Origin of the sequence: Streptomyces sp. cg40, from assembly GCF_050320165.1 — a bacterium.
GTDB lineage: Bacteria > Actinomycetota > Actinomycetes > Streptomycetales > Streptomycetaceae > Streptomyces > Streptomyces hokutonensis.
The window spans coordinates 6357382-6375486 of record NZ_CP190128.1 but is presented as its reverse complement, the minus strand read 5'-3'; the positions used below and the strand labels follow the sequence as shown (position 1 = coordinate 6375486).

12 protein-coding genes and 1 tRNA gene are annotated in these 18105 nt (G+C 67.8%); 3 read left to right on the top strand and 10 right to left on the bottom strand.

The window, feature by feature from the left end; all coding sequences use genetic code 11:
• Positions 1-19 precede the first annotated feature (19 nt).
• From ACQHII_RS28645 to ACQHII_RS28635, 3 genes are read left to right on the top strand one after another with little or no spacing between them, the layout of a single operon-like run.
• A complete protein-coding gene (locus ACQHII_RS28645) occupies positions 20-2452 on the top strand; it encodes a hypothetical protein (protein WP_427921998.1) in 2433 nt (810 codons plus the stop codon).
• Positions 2449-3006: a Pycsar system effector family protein gene (locus tag ACQHII_RS28640; RefSeq protein WP_427921997.1), complete on the top strand. Its 558-nt coding sequence runs from the start codon at positions 2449-2451 to the stop codon at positions 3004-3006. The genes ACQHII_RS28645 and ACQHII_RS28640 overlap by 4 nt, the downstream gene beginning before the upstream one ends.
• 44 nt (positions 3007-3050) lie before the next feature.
• Positions 3051-4277, top strand: a complete 1227-nt coding sequence (locus ACQHII_RS28635; RefSeq protein ID WP_427921996.1) for a M48 family metalloprotease — start codon at positions 3051-3053, stop codon at positions 4275-4277.
• A 78-nt stretch (positions 4278-4355) separates the two neighbouring features.
• On the opposite strand, the gene ACQHII_RS28630 is transcribed toward ACQHII_RS28635, so the two are convergent.
• The 10 genes from ACQHII_RS28630 to ACQHII_RS28585 all read right to left on the bottom strand — a co-directional run bounded on the left by ACQHII_RS28630 (position 4356) and on the right by ACQHII_RS28585 (position 18040).
• Positions 4356-8255, bottom strand: coding sequence for a DNA-directed RNA polymerase subunit beta' (locus ACQHII_RS28630; RefSeq protein ID WP_427921995.1), 3900 nt, complete (start codon positions 8253-8255; stop codon positions 4356-4358).
• Between the two features lie 94 nt (positions 8256-8349).
• Positions 8350-11835 carry a DNA-directed RNA polymerase subunit beta gene (gene rpoB, locus ACQHII_RS28625; protein WP_026179099.1) on the bottom strand — a complete coding sequence of 1162 codons (3486 nt, stop codon included), beginning with the start codon at positions 11833-11835 and terminating at the stop codon, positions 8350-8352.
• Between the two features lie 548 nt (positions 11836-12383).
• Positions 12384-12767 (bottom strand): 50S ribosomal protein L7/L12, encoded by a 384-nt coding sequence (gene rplL / locus ACQHII_RS28620; protein WP_427925427.1) that lies wholly within the window; start codon positions 12765-12767, stop codon positions 12384-12386.
• A 124-nt stretch (positions 12768-12891) separates the two neighbouring features.
• Positions 12892-13422, bottom strand: a complete 531-nt coding sequence (gene rplJ / locus ACQHII_RS28615; RefSeq protein WP_033279978.1) for a 50S ribosomal protein L10 — start codon at positions 13420-13422, stop codon at positions 12892-12894.
• Between the two features lie 693 nt (positions 13423-14115).
• On the bottom strand, positions 14116-15057 hold the full coding sequence (locus tag ACQHII_RS28610; RefSeq protein WP_427921994.1) for a hypothetical protein: 942 nt from the start codon (positions 15055-15057) through the stop codon (positions 14116-14118).
• A 158-nt stretch (positions 15058-15215) separates the two neighbouring features.
• On the bottom strand, positions 15216-15941 hold the full coding sequence (gene rplA / locus ACQHII_RS28605) for a 50S ribosomal protein L1 (RefSeq protein WP_388113692.1): 726 nt from the start codon (positions 15939-15941) through the stop codon (positions 15216-15218).
• Positions 15942-16020: 79 nt separating this feature from the next.
• A complete protein-coding gene (rplK, locus tag ACQHII_RS28600) occupies positions 16021-16455 on the bottom strand; it encodes a 50S ribosomal protein L11 (protein ID WP_019072313.1) in 435 nt (144 codons plus the stop codon).
• A 168-nt stretch (positions 16456-16623) separates the two neighbouring features.
• On the bottom strand, positions 16624-17487 hold the full coding sequence (gene nusG / locus ACQHII_RS28595) for a transcription termination/antitermination protein NusG (RefSeq protein WP_427921993.1): 864 nt from the start codon (positions 17485-17487) through the stop codon (positions 16624-16626).
• Positions 17488-17564: 77 nt separating this feature from the next.
• Positions 17565-17852: a preprotein translocase subunit SecE gene (gene secE, locus ACQHII_RS28590; protein ID WP_019055477.1), complete on the bottom strand. Its 288-nt coding sequence runs from the start codon at positions 17850-17852 to the stop codon at positions 17565-17567.
• A gap of 115 nt (positions 17853-17967) precedes the next feature.
• Positions 17968-18040, bottom strand: a tRNA-Trp gene (locus tag ACQHII_RS28585).
• Positions 18041-18105: the final 65 nt, after the last annotated feature.

Genomic DNA, 18105 nt, shown 5'->3' with positions numbered 1-18105 from the left:
CGTCCGAGGAGACACGCCCATGCCCACCTTCCGCCAGCCCGAGTGGCAGCAGCCGGCCGACCGGCACACCGAGATCGTCGACCCCGTCCTCACTGTGCGGCAGCTGTCGCGCTTCGAGTTCAGCCTCAAGTCGTACGTCCGTATCGACCACGCCCTGGTCTTCGCCACCGGCAAGGGCGGCTACGTCGCCTACCTCCCGCCGCAGCGGCCGACCCGCGGGGACATCGCGGCGAACCGCTACACCGCCGTGTACGAGGTCGACATGGGCGTGCATCCGCACACCTGCGAGCTCGCGCTGCCCAGCGACAACGACGCGTTCGAGTTCACGGCCGCGGTCGACCTGTCCTGGCAGGTCCTCGACCCGGTCCGGTTCGTGGCCAGCGGCCACCGCAACGTGCCCGGGCTGCTGCTGGGCGAACTCCAGCAGGCGGCGCGGCCGGTGACCCGCCGGTTCGCCATCGCCGACAGCGCGTCGGCCGAGGTCGAACTGCTGGAGCGGATGAACCTGCTCGGCCCGCTCGGCGCCCCCGCCGGACTCCAGGTCACCTGGACCCTGCGGCTCAAGCGTGACGAGGCCAACATCGAGCACGAGCTGCGCAAGCAGGCCATCGAGCACTCCGCCGACGAACAGATCCGGGCGGCGCAGCGGGGCATGGACATCGACGTCGAGGTCGACCGCCGCGCCCGCCAGGGCGACGCGCTCCAGCTCGACCGGGCCATGCAGTACGGCACCCACCAGCAGGAACTGCTCCTCCAACAGCAGCGCTGGCAGCACGCGCAGGCGTTGCTGGCGGGCCAACAGCAGCTGGAACTTCAGCAGTTGGAGGCGCAGAAGATCGAGTTCTACCAGTTCCACCTCCAACAGGGCGGCGTCCACCAGTGGGCACTCCACCTCGCCCAGCACCCGGAGGACTCCCACATGGTCATGAACAGCATGCGCGAGGACCAACTCCGCATGATCCAGGCCCAGATGGAACTGGTCCAGCAACTCCTCAACGGCGACACCGCCGAGAGCTGGGAGCTGGAGGGCCCCAAACAACTGGCCCTCCGCACAGTGAACGACATCCTCACCCAACGCCTCCCGGGCGTCCCCCAGAACCCGCCCCCACCACTCCCCCCGGGCGCGGGCCCCGAATACCCCGGCGAGCCGATCCCCGGGGCGCCTGCGGGGATGAGCCCGGGGATGACCACTCCTTCGGCTACGGCTCCAGGCGAGCAGGGGCTGGGCGGGCAGCCGATGGCGATGGGGGCGTATGTGCCGCCTGGGCAGGGTGGGGCGCCGGGGGGTTACGGGGCGGGGCCGGGGGTGGGACCTGGGGGTTATGCGGGTGGGCCGGGCGCGGTGCCGGGAGCGTACGCGGGCGGGCCGGGCGCGGTGCCAGGGGCGTATACGGGTTCGCAAGGTGCCGCGCCAGGGGCCCATCCGGGTGCGCCCGGTGCGGCGCCGGGAGCGTATACGGCAGGGCAGGACGCGCCGCCTGGAGCTTATGCGGGTGGGCTGGGCTCGACGCCGGGGACGTATACGGGTGGGCCGGGTGCAGCGCCAGGGGCTTATGCGGGTACGCAAGGTGCCGCGCCAGGGGCCCATCCGGGTGCGCCCGGTGCGGCGCCGGGAGCGTATACGGCAGGGCAGAGTTCGACGCCGGGGGCGTATGCGGGTGGGCAGGGGGCGGCGCCCGGGGCGTACGTTCCTGGGCAGGCGCCGACGACGGGAGCGCATGCGCCCGGGCAGGCCTCGGCGCCGGGACCGCACGTACCTGGACAAACGCCGGCGACGGGACCGTACGGGCCCGGGCAGTTCCCGGCGACAAGCCCGTACGGCCCGGGACAGGGCTCGGCGTCAGGGGCGTTTCCGAACGGGGCCAACCCCGGCGATCCGTATCCGAGCGGGTCCAACCCCAGCGGCCCGTACCCGAGCGGGCCCTACCCAGGTGCGCCTACGGCTGTCCCTGGCACCGTCGCCGGAACGTTCCCCGGTGCCCCGGGCCACGTGGCGTCCGGCCAGTCTCCGGCTCAGGCCGGACCTACCGCACCTACCGCAACGACTGCTCCTGCCGGACCCGCTGGACCGGTCGGATCGGCCGGCGTCGCGCCGTATTCGCAGGGGCCGGGCGCAGGCACGCCGGCGTCCACGCCCTACGGGTCACCGCACGGGGAGCCCGCACCGCAGGGCTCGTACCCGGACGCCCCGGCATCGTCTCCGGCCGCCCTGCCACAGCCGTCGGGTTCGACACCCGCCGCCCTGTCCAAAGCCCCAGCCGACCAGTCGCCGACCTCTGCTGCCTCTGAAGCCCCCGACCCGCAACCACCGACCACCGCCTCCGCACCCGAGAGTTCCGCCTGGCAGCCCCCGCCCGGATACGGCCGGACGCCGACCCTGCCGGAAGTGGCCGCGGGCTCGGAGGAGGAGGGCGCCGAGGAAGCCGACAGGCCGGAGGGCGGCGGCGTATGACCACACTCGACCCGGCTCCCACGCCGACGCCCACTCCCCCACCTCCACCGCTCCCCAACCCCACCGACCTCATCCCCCTCTGCGAGCGGCTGCTCTCCGAGCTTCGCAACGAAGTCGCCCGCGCCGACGGCAAGGCGTCCGTGCTGGTCGGGGCGCTCGGGATGACCGCTGGTGTGTTCAGTGGGCTGCTGGCGGGGCGGGGGTGGACCCCGGGCGAGCTGTCGGGGATCGCCACCGCGCTGTGGTGGGTCGCGCTGGCCGCGCTGGGGCTCTCGCTGTTCGCGCTGCTGCTCGCCGTGCTGCCCCGCTACCGCTCCGAGCGGTGGGCGCCCGGCCGGCCCCTCTCCTACTTCGGTGACATCCAACAGGCCGTCCGGCAGGGCCGGTTGGAGACCGCGCTCGGCGATACCGGACGTGACCCCACGGCCGGGCTGACCCAGGCCCTCGCCGAGCTGAGCCAGATCGTCGCCCGCAAGCACCAGTGGATCCGTACCGGCCTGATCGCCTTCTGCACCGGCACGGTCCTGCTGCCCGCCTCACTGCTGATCGGCTGACCGCCGCACCGGCACCGTCCCCGCCTCAGAAGGAAGCAAGCACCATGACCCAACCATCACCGGGATACCCGGAGTACCCCAAGTACCCGCAGCAGTCGGCGCAGGTACCCCCGCAGTACCCCCAGCAGCAGCCGCAGCCGCCCACCTATCCGCAGAGCCCGCCCGCCTACCCACAGGCCCCGCAGTACCCACAGGCCTCCGCGCCGATACCCCCGCAGTACCCGCAGACCCCGCCCCAGGCGCCCCTGGCGCCCCCTGCTCCGGCCCCGGCCGCCAAGCCCGCGTCCGCGCCCGCGCCCTCCGAAGACCCGGACCACCCGAACCACATCAACACCGACGCCCGCCGCGTCCACATCGCCAGCCAGCAGCGGCACACGGACGCCACCGCGGTCGGCAACCTGCTGCTCTATCTGCCGAACTTCCTGTGCAGCCTCGCCGTCGTCGGCCTGTTCTCGGCCCTCTTCGGCAAGCTCGCGTTCGTGGTGATCCTGCTCTGGCTGGCCAGCGGCGCACTCGTGTTCCACCGCCCCACGGAAAGCGCCCTCGCGCGCCGTCTGCTCCACCTGCGCTACCCCACTCCGCAAGAACGAGCCAAAATCGAACCGGTCTGGCGCGAGGTCACCGCCCGCGCCGGCGTCGAGGGCCGTAACTACGAGCTGTGGGTCGAGGACAGCGACGGCCTCAACGCGGTCGCCGCCGCCGGCCACATCGTCGGCGTCACCCGCTTCGCCCTGAACGAGCTGCCCAACGGCGAGCTGGCCGCCGTCATGGCGCACGAACTCGGCCACCACGTCGGCGGCCACGCCTGGTCCGGGCTGCTTGGCTACTGGTACGCGCTGCCGGGCCGGATGGCCTGGCGGGTGCTGAAGGCCGTCTCCGTCGTCGCCTTCCACGTCTCGCGCGCCTTCGGCTGCTTCGGCGTCGCCTTCGTCGTGATGATCGTCGGCGGCCTCGCGTTCGCCACCATCAGCACGCTCTACGGTCTGCCGCTGCTGATCCTGGGAGTGCCGTACGCGCTCGCCGCCGTCGGCCGGCGTGCCGAACTGCGCGCCGACGAACACGCGGCGGCCCTCGGTTTCGCCCCGATGCTGGCCTCCGTACTCGACAAACTGCACCAGAGCGAGCAGCACGAACAGGCCGCGCAGACCGCGCGCAACGGCGGGGTGGCCGTCGACGAGAGCGCGCTGAGCAAGCTGCTCTCCTCCCACCCGGACTACCACACCCGGCTGCACCACCTTCAGCAGTACCTCCAGCCGCAGCGGCCGTACTGAGCACGCGGACAGGCACGACTGAGGGCGGCCACCCCGTACGAAACGGGGTGGCCGCCCTCAGTACTTCAGAGCCGACTACTACTGGTTGTACGGACCGTAGTCGTAGTCCTCCAGCGGAACGGCCTGGCCGGAGCCCGTGCCGAACGGCGAGTAGTCGATGTCGTCGTAGCCGACGGCCGAGTACATCGCGGCCTTGGCCTCCTCGGTGGGCTCCACCCGGATGTTGCGGTAGCGGGACAGACCCGTACCGGCCGGGATGAGCTTACCGATGATGACGTTCTCCTTGAGGCCGATGAGCGAGTCGGACTTGGCGTTGATCGCCGCATCCGTGAGGACTCGCGTCGTCTCCTGGAAGGACGCCGCCGACAGCCAGGACTCCGTGGCCAGCGAGGCCTTGGTGATACCCATGAGCTGCGGACGACCGGAGGCCGGGTGACCGCCCTCCTGCACCACACGACGGTTCTCCTGCTCGAAGCGGGAGCGCTCGACCAGCTCGCCGGGCAGCAGCTCGGCGTCGCCGGACTCGATGATCGTCACGCGGCGGAGCATCTGCCGGATGATGATCTCGATGTGCTTGTCGTGGATCGACACACCCTGCGAGTTGTAGACCTTCTGGACCTCGCCGACCAGGTGGACCTGGACGGCACGCTGACCCAGGATGCGCAGCACGTCGTGCGGGTTGGTGGCACCCACGGTGAGCTTCTGGCCCACCTCGACGTGCTCGCCCTCGCTGACCAGGAGTCGGGCACGCTTCGAGATCGGGAACGCCGTCTCGTCGCTGCCGTCGTCCGGGGTGACGACGATCTTCTTGGTCTTCTCGGTCTCCTCGATCCGCACGCGGCCCTGGGCCTCGGAGATCGGGGCGACACCCTTGGGCGTACGAGCCTCGAAGAGCTCGACGACACGGGGCAGACCCTGGGTGATGTCGTCACCGGCCACACCACCGGTGTGGAAGGTACGCATCGTCAGCTGCGTGCCGGGCTCACCGATGGACTGGGCGGCGATGATGCCGACCGCCTCACCGATGTCGACCAGCTTGCCGGTGGCCAGCGAGCGGCCGTAGCACATGGCGCAGGTACCGACGGCGGACTCGCAGGTCAGGACCGAGCGGGTCTTGACCGTCTCGATGCCGTGCTTGACCAGCTCGTCGATGAGGACGTCGCCGAGGTCGGTGTTGGCCGGGGCCAGCACCTTGCCGTCGACGGTGATGTCCTCGGCCAGCGCACGGGCGTACACGCTGGTCTCGACGTTCTCCGCCTTGCGCAGGACACCGTCCGCGCCGCGCTCCGCGATGTGCAGCTTGAGGCCGCGGTCGGTGCCGCAGTCCTCCTCGCGGATGATGACGTCCTGGGAGACGTCGACGAGACGACGGGTGAGGTAACCCGAGTCGGCGGTACGCAGAGCGGTGTCGGCCAGACCCTTACGGGCACCGTGGGTGGAGATGAAGTACTCCAGCACGGACAGGCCTTCACGGAAGGACGCCTTGATGGGACGGGGAATCGTCTCGTTCTTGGCGTTCGACACCAGACCGCGCATACCCGCGATCTGACGCATCTGCATCATGTTTCCTCGGGCACCCGAGTCGACCATCATGAAGATGGGGTTCGTCTTGGGGAAGTTCTCGTTCATCGCCTCGGCGACCTCGTTGGTCGCCTGGGTCCAGATCTGGATGAGCTCCTGCGTGCGCTCTTCCTTGGTGATCAGACCGCGCTCGTACTGCTTCTGGACCTTCTCGTCCTTGGCCTCGTAGCCGGCGACGATCGCCTTCTTCGCCTCGGGCACGACGACGTCGGAGATGGCCACGGTGACACCGGAACGGGTCGCCCAGAAGAAGCCGGCCGCCTTCAGGTTGTCGAGCGTCGCCGCCACGATGACCTTGGGGTAGCGCTCGGCCAGGTCGTTGACGATCTCGGAGAGCTGCTTCTTGCCCACCGAGTAGTCGACGAACGGGTAGTCCTCGGGCAGCAGCTCGTTGAAGAGCGCGCGGCCCAGGGTCGTCTTCAGGCGGAAGGTGTCACCCTGCTGCCACTCGGGCTCGCCCTCCTCGCGGACCGGCGGCACCCAGCCACGCGGCGGGATGGTGCCCACCGGGAAGCGGATGTCGACGGCCGACTGGAGCGCCAGCTCGCCGGCGTCGAACGCCATGGTCGCCTCGGCCGTGGAGCCGAACGCGCGGCCCTCGCCCTTGACGTCACGGAGCTCGCCGTCGGTGGTGAGGAAGAACAGGCCCAGCACCATGTCCTGGGTCGGCATGGTGACGGGACGACCGTCGGCCGGCTTCAGGATGTTGTTCGAGGACAGCATCAGGATGCGGGCCTCGGCCTGCGCCTCCGCGGAGAGCGGCAGGTGCACGGCCATCTGGTCGCCGTCGAAGTCCGCGTTGAACGCGGTGCAGACGAGCGGGTGGATCTGGATGGCCTTGCCCTCGACCAGCTGCGGCTCGAAGGCCTGGATGCCGAGGCGGTGCAGCGTGGGCGCACGGTTCAGGAGAACCGGGTGCTCCGCGATGACCTCTTCGAGGACGTCGTAGACGACCGTGCGGCCGCGCTCGACCATCCGCTTCGCCGACTTGATGTTCTGCGCGTGGTTCAGGTCCACCAGGCGCTTCATCACGAACGGCTTGAAGAGCTCCAGCGCCATGGCCTTCGGCAGACCGCACTGGTGCAGCTTCAGCTGCGGACCGACGACGATCACGGAACGCGCGGAGTAGTCCACACGCTTGCCGAGCAGGTTCTGACGGAAGCGGCCCTGCTTGCCCTTGAGCATGTCGGACAGCGACTTCAGCGGACGGTTGCCGGGGCCCGTCACCGGGCGGCCACGACGGCCGTTGTCGAAGAGCGCGTCGACGGCCTCCTGGAGCATGCGCTTCTCGTTGTTCACGATGATCTCGGGGGCACCGAGGTCGAGAAGGCGCTTCAGGCGGTTGTTGCGGTTGATCACACGGCGGTACAGGTCGTTCAGGTCGGAGGTCGCGAAGCGGCCACCGTCCAGCTGCACCATCGGGCGAAGGTCCGGCGGGATGACCGGGACGCAGTCGAGGACCATGCCCTTGGGGCTGTTGGAGGTCTGCAGGAAGGCAGACACGACCTTCAGCCGCTTCAGCGCACGGGTCTTCTTCTGGCCCTTGCCGGTGCGGATGATCTCGCGGAGGCGCTCGGCCTCCTCGTCGAGGTCGAAGGACTCCAGGCGCTTCTGGAGCGCCGCGGCACCCATCGAACCGTCGAAGTACGTGCCGAAGCGGTCCCGCAGCTCGCGGTAGAGCAGCTCGTCACCTTCGAGGTCCTGGACCTTGAGGTTCTTGAACCGGGTCCACACCTCGTCCAAGCGGTCGATCTCGCGCTGCGCACGGTCGCGCAGCTGCTTCATCTCCCGCTCGGCGCCTTCGCGCACCTTGCGGCGCACATCGGCCTTGGCACCCTCGGCCTCCAGCTCGGCCAGGTCGGCCTCGAGCTTCTTGGCGCGGGCTTCGAGGTCGGAGTCACGCCGGTTCTCGACCTGCTGACGCTCCACGGAGACATGCGCCTCCAGGGAGGGCAGGTCGCGGGTGCGGCGCTCCTCGTCGACGAACGTGATCATGTACGCCGCGAAGTAGATGACCTTTTCGAGGTCCTTCGGGGCGAGGTCGAGCAGGTAGCCCAGCCGGGACGGGACACCCTTGAAGTACCAGATGTGCGTGACGGGCGCGGCCAGTTCGATGTGGCCCATCCGCTCACGGCGCACCTTGGCGCGGGTCACCTCGACGCCGCAGCGCTCACAGATGATGCCCTTGAAGCGGACGCGCTTGTACTTGCCGCAGTAGCACTCCCAGTCCCGGGTCGGACCGAAGATCTTCTCGCAGAAGAGTCCGTCCTTTTCGGGCTTGAGGGTGCGGTAGTTGATGGTCTCGGGCTTCTTGACCTCGCCGTGGCTCCACTGACGGATGTCGTCAGCGGTTGCCAGACCGATCCGGAGCTCATCGAAGAAGTTGACGTCGAGCACTATGCGTCAATCCCTCTCAGGGTTGTAAGTCTTGGGGTCTGATACGGGGGTCCTGGGGCCGGAGACCTGCGCGCGGCAGGCCTCCGGACTCCCGTCAGACCTCTTCGACGCTGCTCGGCTCGCGCCGGGACAGGTCGATGCCGAGCTCCTCCGCTGCGCGGAAGACATCCTCGTCGGTGTCACGCATCTCGATGGACATACCGTCACTGGACAGCACCTCCACGTTCAGGCAGAGCGACTGCATCTCCTTGATGAGCACCTTGAAGGACTCGGGGATGCCGGGCTCGGGGATGTTCTCGCCCTTGACGATGGCCTCGTAGACCTTCACGCGGCCGGTGACGTCGTCGGACTTGATCGTCAGCAGTTCCTGGAGGGCGTAAGCGGCGCCATAAGCCTCAAGCGCCCACACCTCCATCTCGCCGAATCGCTGACCACCGAACTGCGCCTTACCACCCAGCGGCTGCTGGGTGATCATCGAGTACGGACCGGTCGAACGGGCGTGCAGCTTGTCGTCGACCAGGTGGTGCAGCTTCAGGATGTACATGTAGCCGATCGAGATCGGCTCCGGGAACGGCTCGCCGGAGCGGCCGTCGAACAGGTTGGCCTTTCCGGAGGCCTGGACCAGGCGGTCGCCGTCGCGGTTCGGGATCGTGGCCTCGAAGAGACCGGAGATCTCGTCCTCGCGGGCGCCGTCGAAGACCGGGGTCGCGACGTTGGTGCCCGGGGCGACCTGGTCGGCGCCGATGGCCTGCAGGCGCCGGGCCCACTCGTCGCTGAGCCCGGAGACGTCCCAGCCGCGGCTGGCGAGCCAGCCGAGGTGGATCTCCAGGACCTGTCCCGGGTTCATTCGGGACGGGACACCCAGCGGGTTGAGGATGATGTCGACCGGGGTGCCGTCCTCAAGGAACGGCATGTCCTCGATCGGGAGGATCTTGGAGATGACGCCCTTGTTGCCGTGGCGGCCGGCCAGCTTGTCGCCGTCGGTGATCTTGCGCTTCTGCGCAACATACACCCGGACCAACTGGTTGACGCCGGGCGGCAGTTCGTCGCCCTCCTCGCGGTCGAAGACGCGGACGCCGATGACCTTGCCGATCTCGCCGTGCGGCACCTTCAGCGAGGTGTCGCGCACCTCGCGCGCCTTCTCACCGAAGATCGCGCGGAGCAGGCGCTCCTCGGGGGTCAGCTCGGTCTCACCCTTGGGCGTGACCTTGCCGACGAGGATGTCACCGGCGACGACCTCGGCACCGATCCGGATGATGCCGCGCTCGTCGAGGTCGGCGAGGACCTCCTCGGAGACGTTCGGGATGTCCCGGGTGATCTCCTCGGGGCCCAGCTTGGTGTCACGGGCGTCGACCTCGTGCTCCTCGATGTGGATCGAGGAGAGGACGTCGTCCTGTACGAGGCGCTGCGACAGGATGATCGCGTCCTCGTAGTTGTGACCCTCCCAGGGCATGAACGCCACGAGCAGGTTCTTGCCGAGCGCCATCTCGCCGAACTCGGTCGCCGGACCGTCGGCCAGCACCTGGTTGGCGACGACGCGGGCGCCCTCGTCCACGACAACCTTCTGGTTGACGGAGGTGCCCTGGTTGGAGCGGGAGAACTTGGCGAGGCGGTACGTGGTGTACGTACCGTCGTCGTTGGCGGTGGTGATGTAGTCCGCGGAGACCTCCTGGACCACACCGTCCTTCTCCGACTTCAGGACGTCACCGGCGTCGACCGCGCAGCGGTACTCCATGCCGGTGCCGACCAGCGGCGCCTCGGACTTGATGAGGGGCACGGCCTGACGCATCATGTTCGCGCCCATGAGGGCACGGTTGGCGTCGTCGTGCTCCAGGAACGGGATCATCGCGGTCGCGACCGACACCATCTGGCGCGGGGAGACGTCCATGTAGTCGACGTCGTCACCGGGGACGTAGTCGACCTCGCCGCCGCGGATGCGGACCAGGACGCGGGACTCCTCGAAGCGGAACTCGTCCGTCAGCGGCGCGTTGGCCTGCGCGATGACGAATCGGTCCTCTTCGTCGGCCGTCAGGTAGTCGACCTCGTCGGTGACGACACCGTCGGTGACCCGGCGGTACGGCGTCTCGACGAAACCGAACGCGTTGACGCGGCCGTAGGAGGCGAGCGAGCCGATCAGGCCGATGTTCGGGCCTTCGGGGGTCTCGATCGGGCACATGCGGCCGTAGTGCGAGGGGTGCACGTCACGGACCTCGAAGCCGGCCCGCTCACGGGAGAGACCACCCGGGCCAAGAGCCGACAGACGGCGCTTGTGGGTGAGACCCGACAGCGGGTTGTTCTGGTCCATGAACTGCGACAGCTGGCTGGTGCCGAAGAACTCCTTGATGGAGGCGACGACCGGCCGGATGTTGATCAGGGTCTGCGGCGTGATCGCCTCGACGTCCTGGGTCGTCATCCGCTCGCGGACGACTCGCTCCATACGCGCCAGACCCGTACGGACCTGGTTCTGGATGAGCTCGCCGACGTTGCGCAGACGACGGTTGCCGAAGTGGTCGATGTCGTCGGTCTCGACGACGATCGTGGTGCCGTTGTCACCGACGGTCTCGGTCTCGCCGGCGTGCAGCTTCACCAGGTACTTGATCGACGAGATGATGTCCTCGACGGTCAGCACACCGGCGTCCAGCGGGGCTTCGCCGCCCAGCTTCTTGTTGACCTTGTAGCGGCCGACCTTGGCGAGGTCGTAGCGCTTCGGGTTGAAGTAGAGGTTCTCCAGAAGCGTCTGCGCGGCCTCGCGGGTCGGGGGCTCGCCCGGACGCAGCTTGCGGTAGATGTCGAGGAGCGCGTCGTCCTGGCCCTGGGTGTGGTCCTTCTCCAGGGTGGCGCGCATGGACTCGTACTCGCCGAACTCCTCGAGGATCTGCTCGGTGGTCCAACCGAGAGCCTTGAGCAGGACGGTGACGGACTGCTTGCGCTTGCGGTCGATGCGGACACCGACCATGTCGCGCTTGTCGATCTCCATCTCCAGCCAGGCACCCCGGGAGGGGATCACCTTGGCGGAGAAGATGTCCTTGTCGGACGTCTTGTCGATCGAGGAGTCGAAGTAGACGCCCGGCGAACGGACCAGCTGCGACACGACGACACGCTCGGTGCCGTTGATGACGAAGGTGCCCTTGTTGGTCATGAGCGGGAAGTCGCCCATGAAGACCGTCTGGGACTTGATCTCGCCGGTCTCGTTGTTGGTGAACTCAGCGGTCACGAAGAGCGGGGCGGCGTACGTGAAGTCGCGCTCCTTGCACTCGTCGATGCTGTTCTTCGGAGGTTCGAAACGGTGGTCGCGGAAGGTCAGCGACATCGACCCGGAGAAGTCCTCGATCGGGGAGATCTCCTCGAAGATCTCCTCCAGACCGGACTTGGTGGGGACGTCCTGACCCGACTCCAGAGCCGCCTCGACCCGACTCTGCCAGGCGGTGTTGCCGAGCAGCCAGTCGAAGCTCTCGGTCTGCAACGCGAGCAGGTTGGGAACCTCGAGGGGCTCCTTGATCTTTGCAAAGGAGATGCGCAGCGGGGCGGTGCTGGCGCCGTTGTTCATATTCGCGGTCGAGGCAGTGCGCGAGGCGGCCAAGAGGGGGTCCTTCCGAGGGCTCGGACTCACTACGCGCGTACCGGCCCCCCACTCGCGCACAGAGACAGAAGTCCCAGGTCAGGGACGATCCGGTCGTCGGTGCTAGAGCGAGGGCATGCCCCTGGTGACGGGCAGGGAGCAGCTAACAGGCAGCGCAAAGGGTCAGTGTAGCCACTTGGCGCACTGATGTCCAGCCCCGCTTTTTTGAGACCCTCGTCGTGCTCAACACCCTCGGCAAGCTCACGTCCTCAACGCGTTGATACTGCCCACTTCGCCGCCGATCCATGCCTCGGATTCGGATCGTTGTGACGACGCGTCCTGAGAATTGCGCGCTGCGTGCGGTTCGTCAAGGCCTCCATGGCCCACACCACATGCCACCAGGGTGCTCGGAGCACGAAGAAGATCACCATACTCCGCGCAGCCCTCGCCGCAAGGCTGCCGCTCGCCCGACCCAGGAACGCCGAAGAGCGACCACCCAGATGGATGATCGCTCTTCAGTGCTCAGGCGTTACAAGGTCCTTGGGACCCCGTCCACGACCTGGAAGGTGTTACTTGACCTCGACGGAGGCGCCGGCGGCCTTGAGGGACTCGGCGGCCTTCTCGGCGGCCTCCTTGGCGACCTTCTCGAGGACGGGCTTCGGGGCGCCGTCCACGAGGTCCTTGGCCTCCTTGAGGCCCAGGGAGGTCAGCTCGCGCACGACCTTGATGACCTGGATCTTCTTCTCGCCGGCGCCGGTGAGGATGACGTCGAACTCGTCCTGCTCCTCAGCGGCCTCGACCGGGGCGCCGGGGGCGGCGGGGCCCGCAACGGCGACCGCGGCGGCGGCGGTGACGTCGAACTTCTCCTCGAACGCCTTCACGAACTCGGAAAGCTGGATGAGGGTCATGGTCTCGAACTCGGCGAGCAGTTCGTCCTGGGTGAGAGCCACGATGGCTTCCTTCCACTAATTTTCGGCTGGTGCCGGTGTGTACATGTCTGGCGGGCGTACGTTCGGCCCGCTACGACCGTTGCCGTGCGGCGCGAAGCCTCAGGCGGCGGTCATGCTGCGAGCCGAATTACTCGGCACCGCCCTGCTCTTCTTGCTTGGCGCGAAGGGCGTCCACCGTGCGGACGAGCTTCGACGGAAGCGCCTGGAAGAGCTGCGCAGCCTGAGTCTGCTTGCCCTTGAAGGCACCCGCCAGCTTGGAGAGCAGAACCTCGCGGGACTCGAGGTCCGCGAGCTTCTTGATCTCGTCGGCGGACAGCGCCTTGCCGTCAAGGACACCGCCCTTGATGACGAGGTTCGGGTTGTCCTTGGCGAAGTCACGAAGACCCTTCGCCGACTCCACCGGGTCACCGGTGATGAAGGCGACCGCCGTCGGACCGTTGAACAGGTCGTCGAGCGTAGAGATCCCGGCCTCGTTGGCCGCAATCTTGGTCAGCGTGTTCTTCACCACGGCGTACTGGGCGTTCTCACCGAGCGAACGACGCAGCGTCTTGAGCTGCGCCACGGTGAGACCCCGGTACTCGGTCAGCACGGCGGCGTTCGAGTCGCGGAACTGTCCCGCGAGCTCGGCTACCGCGGCAGCCTTGTCGGGCCTTGCCATAGAGCGTCGGCCTCCTTCCGGGTGATGAGGACCGCTCAGAAGGGGCTGGGACAGAGAAAACGCCCCGGCGCAGGCGCACGGGGCGTAGCTCTACCGGAAACAACGTCTCCGGGAGCACATCCAGTTCACCTGCGCGGGTCGTCCACTGTTCAGCGGATCCTTCGGTCGCCACACCCTTTGACAGGCACGGCAACGACCAGCGGTCTTTGGCTTCTCCCGAAGAGTACGGGACCCGTACACGCCCAAGCAAATCCGCCCGTACGGCTCAGCCCCGGGCGTCCTTCATCAGCTGGGCGAGGTCGGTGGCGTCGCCCGCCGACGGAACGGTGACCGCCTCACGCGCCGCTCCCGGGAAGGCCCCTGCCCTCGCCCTTGGCCGCGGCAGCCGGATTTCTTGTCGGCCTCGGCCGTGCCGGTCTCGTTGGCGGTGGGGCCGTTCCCCAGGCCGCCCAGGGCCGACATGTCGAGCTCACCCAGTGCCTGCCGCCCAGCTCCTTGGCCGTCTCGGCGCCGCCGTTGAGGTACAGCGCCTTGTCCCGGGCAACGTGCCGGCCATCCGGTAGCGGAGGGACGTGGTGTCCTGGGTCCTCTTCGCCGCCTCGGCCACGGCCGCAGCGGGGCGCGATTCCCCTGCCCCTGGGGCGAGTTGGGCGGTCCGGTGAATTCCCTTGGCCCCAGGGCGAGTTGGGTCGCTCAGGAGCTGGTGCCGGAGCCGGTCGACGTGTCGGAGCTGCCGGGGGTCACTCCCTGCTTCTTCAGCAGCGTCATGAAGTCCTCGGTGTCGCTCGCCGGGGGAACGGTGGCCTCGACCTTCACGCCGTAGTCGCTGTAGTAGGCGGTCTGGCTGTATTCGCCCGACGACATCTCGCCCTTCTCGACCTTCTTGACCAGCAGGTCCTTGGCGTTGATCCAGATGTCGACCTGCTCCGTGGTGACACCCGCCGAGGTGAGCTGCTTCTTCAGGCCGGCGAGCTGGCTCGCGGTGAGGTTGGAGTTCTTGGTGGCGAGGTCGGCGACGTTCACCGTGCCCGAGTAGTGCGTGGTCTGCTGGCCGCGGACCGACTCCGTGCCGACCTTCTTGACGTCCCCGGAGGCGAGCAGGAGCTTCACCGACTGGTTCGGCGTGGAGTTCTGCATCTGGTCCTTGAGGTACGCGCCGGAGCTGCCGCCGAGCTTGGCGAGGTCGTCGTACGCGTACCTGATCCAGTGCTTGCCGCCGGCCTGGGCGGCGAACTTCTCGCCCATCTTGGCGTAGTAGGCGTCGGGCAGATAGCGGGCCTCCATCGAGGTGCTGCCCGCCGCGCGCATCGCGTCGGCCATCGAACCGCCGGTGTAGTTCATCGTGAGCGTGCCGCTGATGCCGTCGCTCCAGCCGAGGTTGCCCTTGGCGTCCATGGACATCAGGCTGCCCAGGACCGTGGAGGACTCGACCCTGGCGGAGTCGGCCTTGTCGGTGGACTGCTCGGCGCTGCGCAGGGCCGCTATGGGGCTCACCCGGGTCGTGCCCTTGCCGACCGTCTTGTCGTCCTTGCCCGAGCCCCCCGAGGAGCCCGTGGAGCTGCACGCGGCCACGGAGGCCAGCGCGGTCCCCACCGCGATCGACAGACCCACCCTGCGCACGGTCCTGCTGTTCATCCGTCCCCCACCCCTGAGCGATTGCTGTGCCTGCCACAAACGCTAGCGCAGCCCACTGACACCCCGTACGAAAGAGGACGGGCCCCGCACCTCGAAGGTTGCGGGGCCCGTCCAATTTTGACGCGTACGCGACGCGGCTACCGGGGTGAGCGCGAGGCTCAGACGGCGGCCGGGTCCTCCTCGACGAGGAGGTTGCGGGTGCGGTTCGGGTCGAGCGGAATGCCGGGGCCGATCGTGGTGCTGATCGCGGCCTTCTTGATGTAGCGACCCTTGGCGGCGGACGGCTTCAGACGGAGGATCTCCTCCAGGGCCGCGCCGTAGTTCTCCACCAGCTGGGTGTCGTCGAAGGACGACTTGCCGATGATGAAGTGCAGGTTCGAGTGCTTGTCGACGCGGAACTCGATCTTGCCACCCTTGATCTCGGTGACAGCCTTGGCGACGTCCGGGGTCACGGTGCCGGTCTTGGGGTTCGGCATGAGACCACGGGGACCGAGCACGCGGCCGAGGCGGCCGACCTTGCCCATGAGGTCCGGGGTGGCGACGACGGCGTCGAAGTCCAGCCGGCCCTTCGCCACCTCGTCGATCAGCTCGTCGGAGCCGACGATGTCGGCGCCCGCGGCGGTCGCGGCCTCGGCACGGTCACCGGTCGCGAAGACCAGGACCCGGGCGGTCTTACCGGTGCCGTGCGGGAGGTTCACGGTGCCACGGACCATCTGGTCGGCCTTGCGCGGGTCGACACCCAGGCGGAAGGCGACCTCGACGGTGCCGTCGAACTTGGTCGTGGAGGTCTCCTTGGCGAGACGGACGGCCTCGAGCGGGGCGTAGAGCTTGTCCCGGTCGATCTTGGCGTCCGCAGCGCGGAGAGACTTGCTGCGCTTGCTCACTACTGCTCCTGATGTGTTCTGAGGAGTCGTGGTACGGACCGAGCAGGTCCCACCACAATCAACTTCTGCGGGGTGAAGGTCAGCCCTCGACCGTGATGCCCATGGAACGGGCGGTGCCGGCGATGATCTTCGACGCGGCGTCCAGGTCGTTGGCGTTCAGGTCGGGAAGCTTGGTCGTGGCGATCTCGCGGACCTGCGCCTGGGTGATCTTGGCGACCTTGGTCTTGTGCGGCTCGCCCGAGCCCTTCTCGACACCCGCGGCCTTGAGGATCATCTTGGCGGCCGGCGGAGTCTTGGTGACGAAGGTGAAGGAGCGGTCCTCGTAGACCGTGATCTCCACCGGGATCACCCAGCCGCGCTGCGACTCGGTCGCCGCGTTGTAGGCCTTGCAGAACTCCATGATGTTGACGCCGTGCTGACCGAGCGCGGGGCCGACCGGCGGGGCCGGGTTCGCCGCACCGGCGTTGATCTGGAGCTTGATAAGCCCCGTGACCTTCTTCTTCTTGGGAGGCATTGCTCTCTCCGGGTCCTAGTGAGAGTTTTCGGCCTCCGTCCGGTTAATCCGGATGGAGGCATACCGCACAACGATAACGGGTATCTATGCGCGGCCAAAAACCGAGCAGGTCAGAGAGGCTTTTGACAGCCCGTCTGACCTGCTCGGAAGACGTACGTCCAGGGAGAACTAGTTCTTCTGGATCTGGTCGAAGGAGAGCTCCACCGGCGTCTCACGGCCGAAGATCTCGACGAGACCCTTGACCTTCTTCGAGTCGGCGTTGATCTCGTTGATGGTCGCCTGCAGCGTCGCGAACGGGCCGTCGGTGACGGTGACCGAGTCGCCGACCTCGAAGTCCAGCACCTGGACCTCGACCTTGCGCTGCGGAACCGGCTTGCCCTCGGCCTCGGCGGCCTCGCGGGCGGCCTTCTCCTCGGCCTCCGGGGCGAGCATCTTGACGATCTCGTCCAGGGTCAGCGGGTACGGGTCGTAGGCGTTGCCCACGAAGCCGGTGACGCCGGGGGTGTTGCGGACGACGCCCCAGGACTCGTTCGTCAGGTCCATGCGGACCAGGACGTAGCCCGGGAGCTTGTTCTGCTTGATGGTCTTGCGGTCGCCGTTCTTGATCTGGACGACCTCTTCCTGCGGCACCTCGGCCTGGAAGATGTAGTCCTCGACGTTCAGCGAGACGGCGCGCTGCTCCAGGTTGGTCTTCACGCGGTTCTCGTAGCCGGCGTACGTGTGGATGACGTACCACTCGCCGGGCAGGAGACGCAGTTCCTCGCGCAGGGCGACCACCGGGTCGACGGGCTCGGCCGGCTCGGCCTCTTCCTCTTCCTCGTCGTCCTCGGCCGCGACCTCGTCGTCGAGGTCCTCGGCCGCTTCCTCGTCCTCGTCCTCGACGTGCAGGGCGGCTTCCTCGGCGGGCTCGCCCGCGTCGGCGTCGGCAGCCTCGACCTCGTCCAGCTCCTCGTCCGCGCCCTCGACGATGTCGAGTTCGTCTTCCACGGACTCGTCCGGCTCGACGGCCTCGTTCAGGTTCGGGTCAGACACGTGGCTGCTTCTTCCTGGATACATGGGGGTGGAACACGCGAAAGGGGCGCCGGTCAGGGCGCCCTTCGCTTCCGGCCTCAGCCGAAGACGTACTTCGCGGCGTGATTCAGTCCGTAGTCAATCACGGTCACCAGACCGATCATGATGACGACGAAGACGATCACGACGGTCGTGTACGTCGTCAGCTGGTTGCGCGTGGGCCAGACGACCTTGCGGAGTTCCGCGACGATCTGGCGATAGAAGATGCCGAGTCGCTTCAGCGGGCCCTTCTTGGCGCGCTTACCGCCCTTGCGGGCCTTCTTCTTGGACTCAGACACCTCGTCCTGGGCATCAGGCATGTCGATGGAGCCCACGGCGTCCGCCATTCATCCTCACCTGTTCCCGGGTCGTGGCCGTGCCGCGCCCGGTCTGAGCCGCACGGCGGTGCATTGCTGTACGTACATGCGCTGCGCACACATCTCTTGGTGAAGGTGTGTGTAGCAGGGCCGGAGGGACTTGAACCCCCAACCGCCGGTTTTGGAGACCGGTGCTCTACCAATTGAGCTACGACCCTTTGTGACATCCCCAACGTACCGCATCCACCCGGGTGCTCGGTGTGCACCAAGTAGGGCGCGGCTG

What these genes read in the sequence shown, in the direction of transcription:
- ACQHII_RS28645 (WP_427921998.1), top strand. Translation starts at nt 20, where the DNA reads ATGCCCACCTTCCGCCAGCCCGAGTGGCAGCAGCCGGCCGACCGGCAC.
- ACQHII_RS28640 (WP_427921997.1), top strand. Translation starts at nt 2,449, where the DNA reads ATGACCACACTCGACCCGGCTCCCACGCCGACGCCCACTCCCCCACCT.
- ACQHII_RS28635 (WP_427921996.1), top strand. Translation starts at nt 3,051, where the DNA reads ATGACCCAACCATCACCGGGATACCCGGAGTACCCCAAGTACCCGCAG.
- rplJ (WP_033279978.1), bottom strand. Translation starts at nt 13,422, where the DNA reads ATGGCAAGGCCCGACAAGGCTGCCGCGGTAGCCGAGCTCGCGGGACAG.
- ACQHII_RS28610 (WP_427921994.1), bottom strand. Translation starts at nt 15,057, where the DNA reads ATGAACAGCAGGACCGTGCGCAGGGTGGGTCTGTCGATCGCGGTGGGG.
- rplK (WP_019072313.1), bottom strand. Translation starts at nt 16,455, where the DNA reads ATGCCTCCCAAGAAGAAGAAGGTCACGGGGCTTATCAAGCTCCAGATC.
- secE (WP_019055477.1), bottom strand. Translation starts at nt 17,852, where the DNA reads ATGGCGGACGCCGTGGGCTCCATCGACATGCCTGATGCCCAGGACGAG.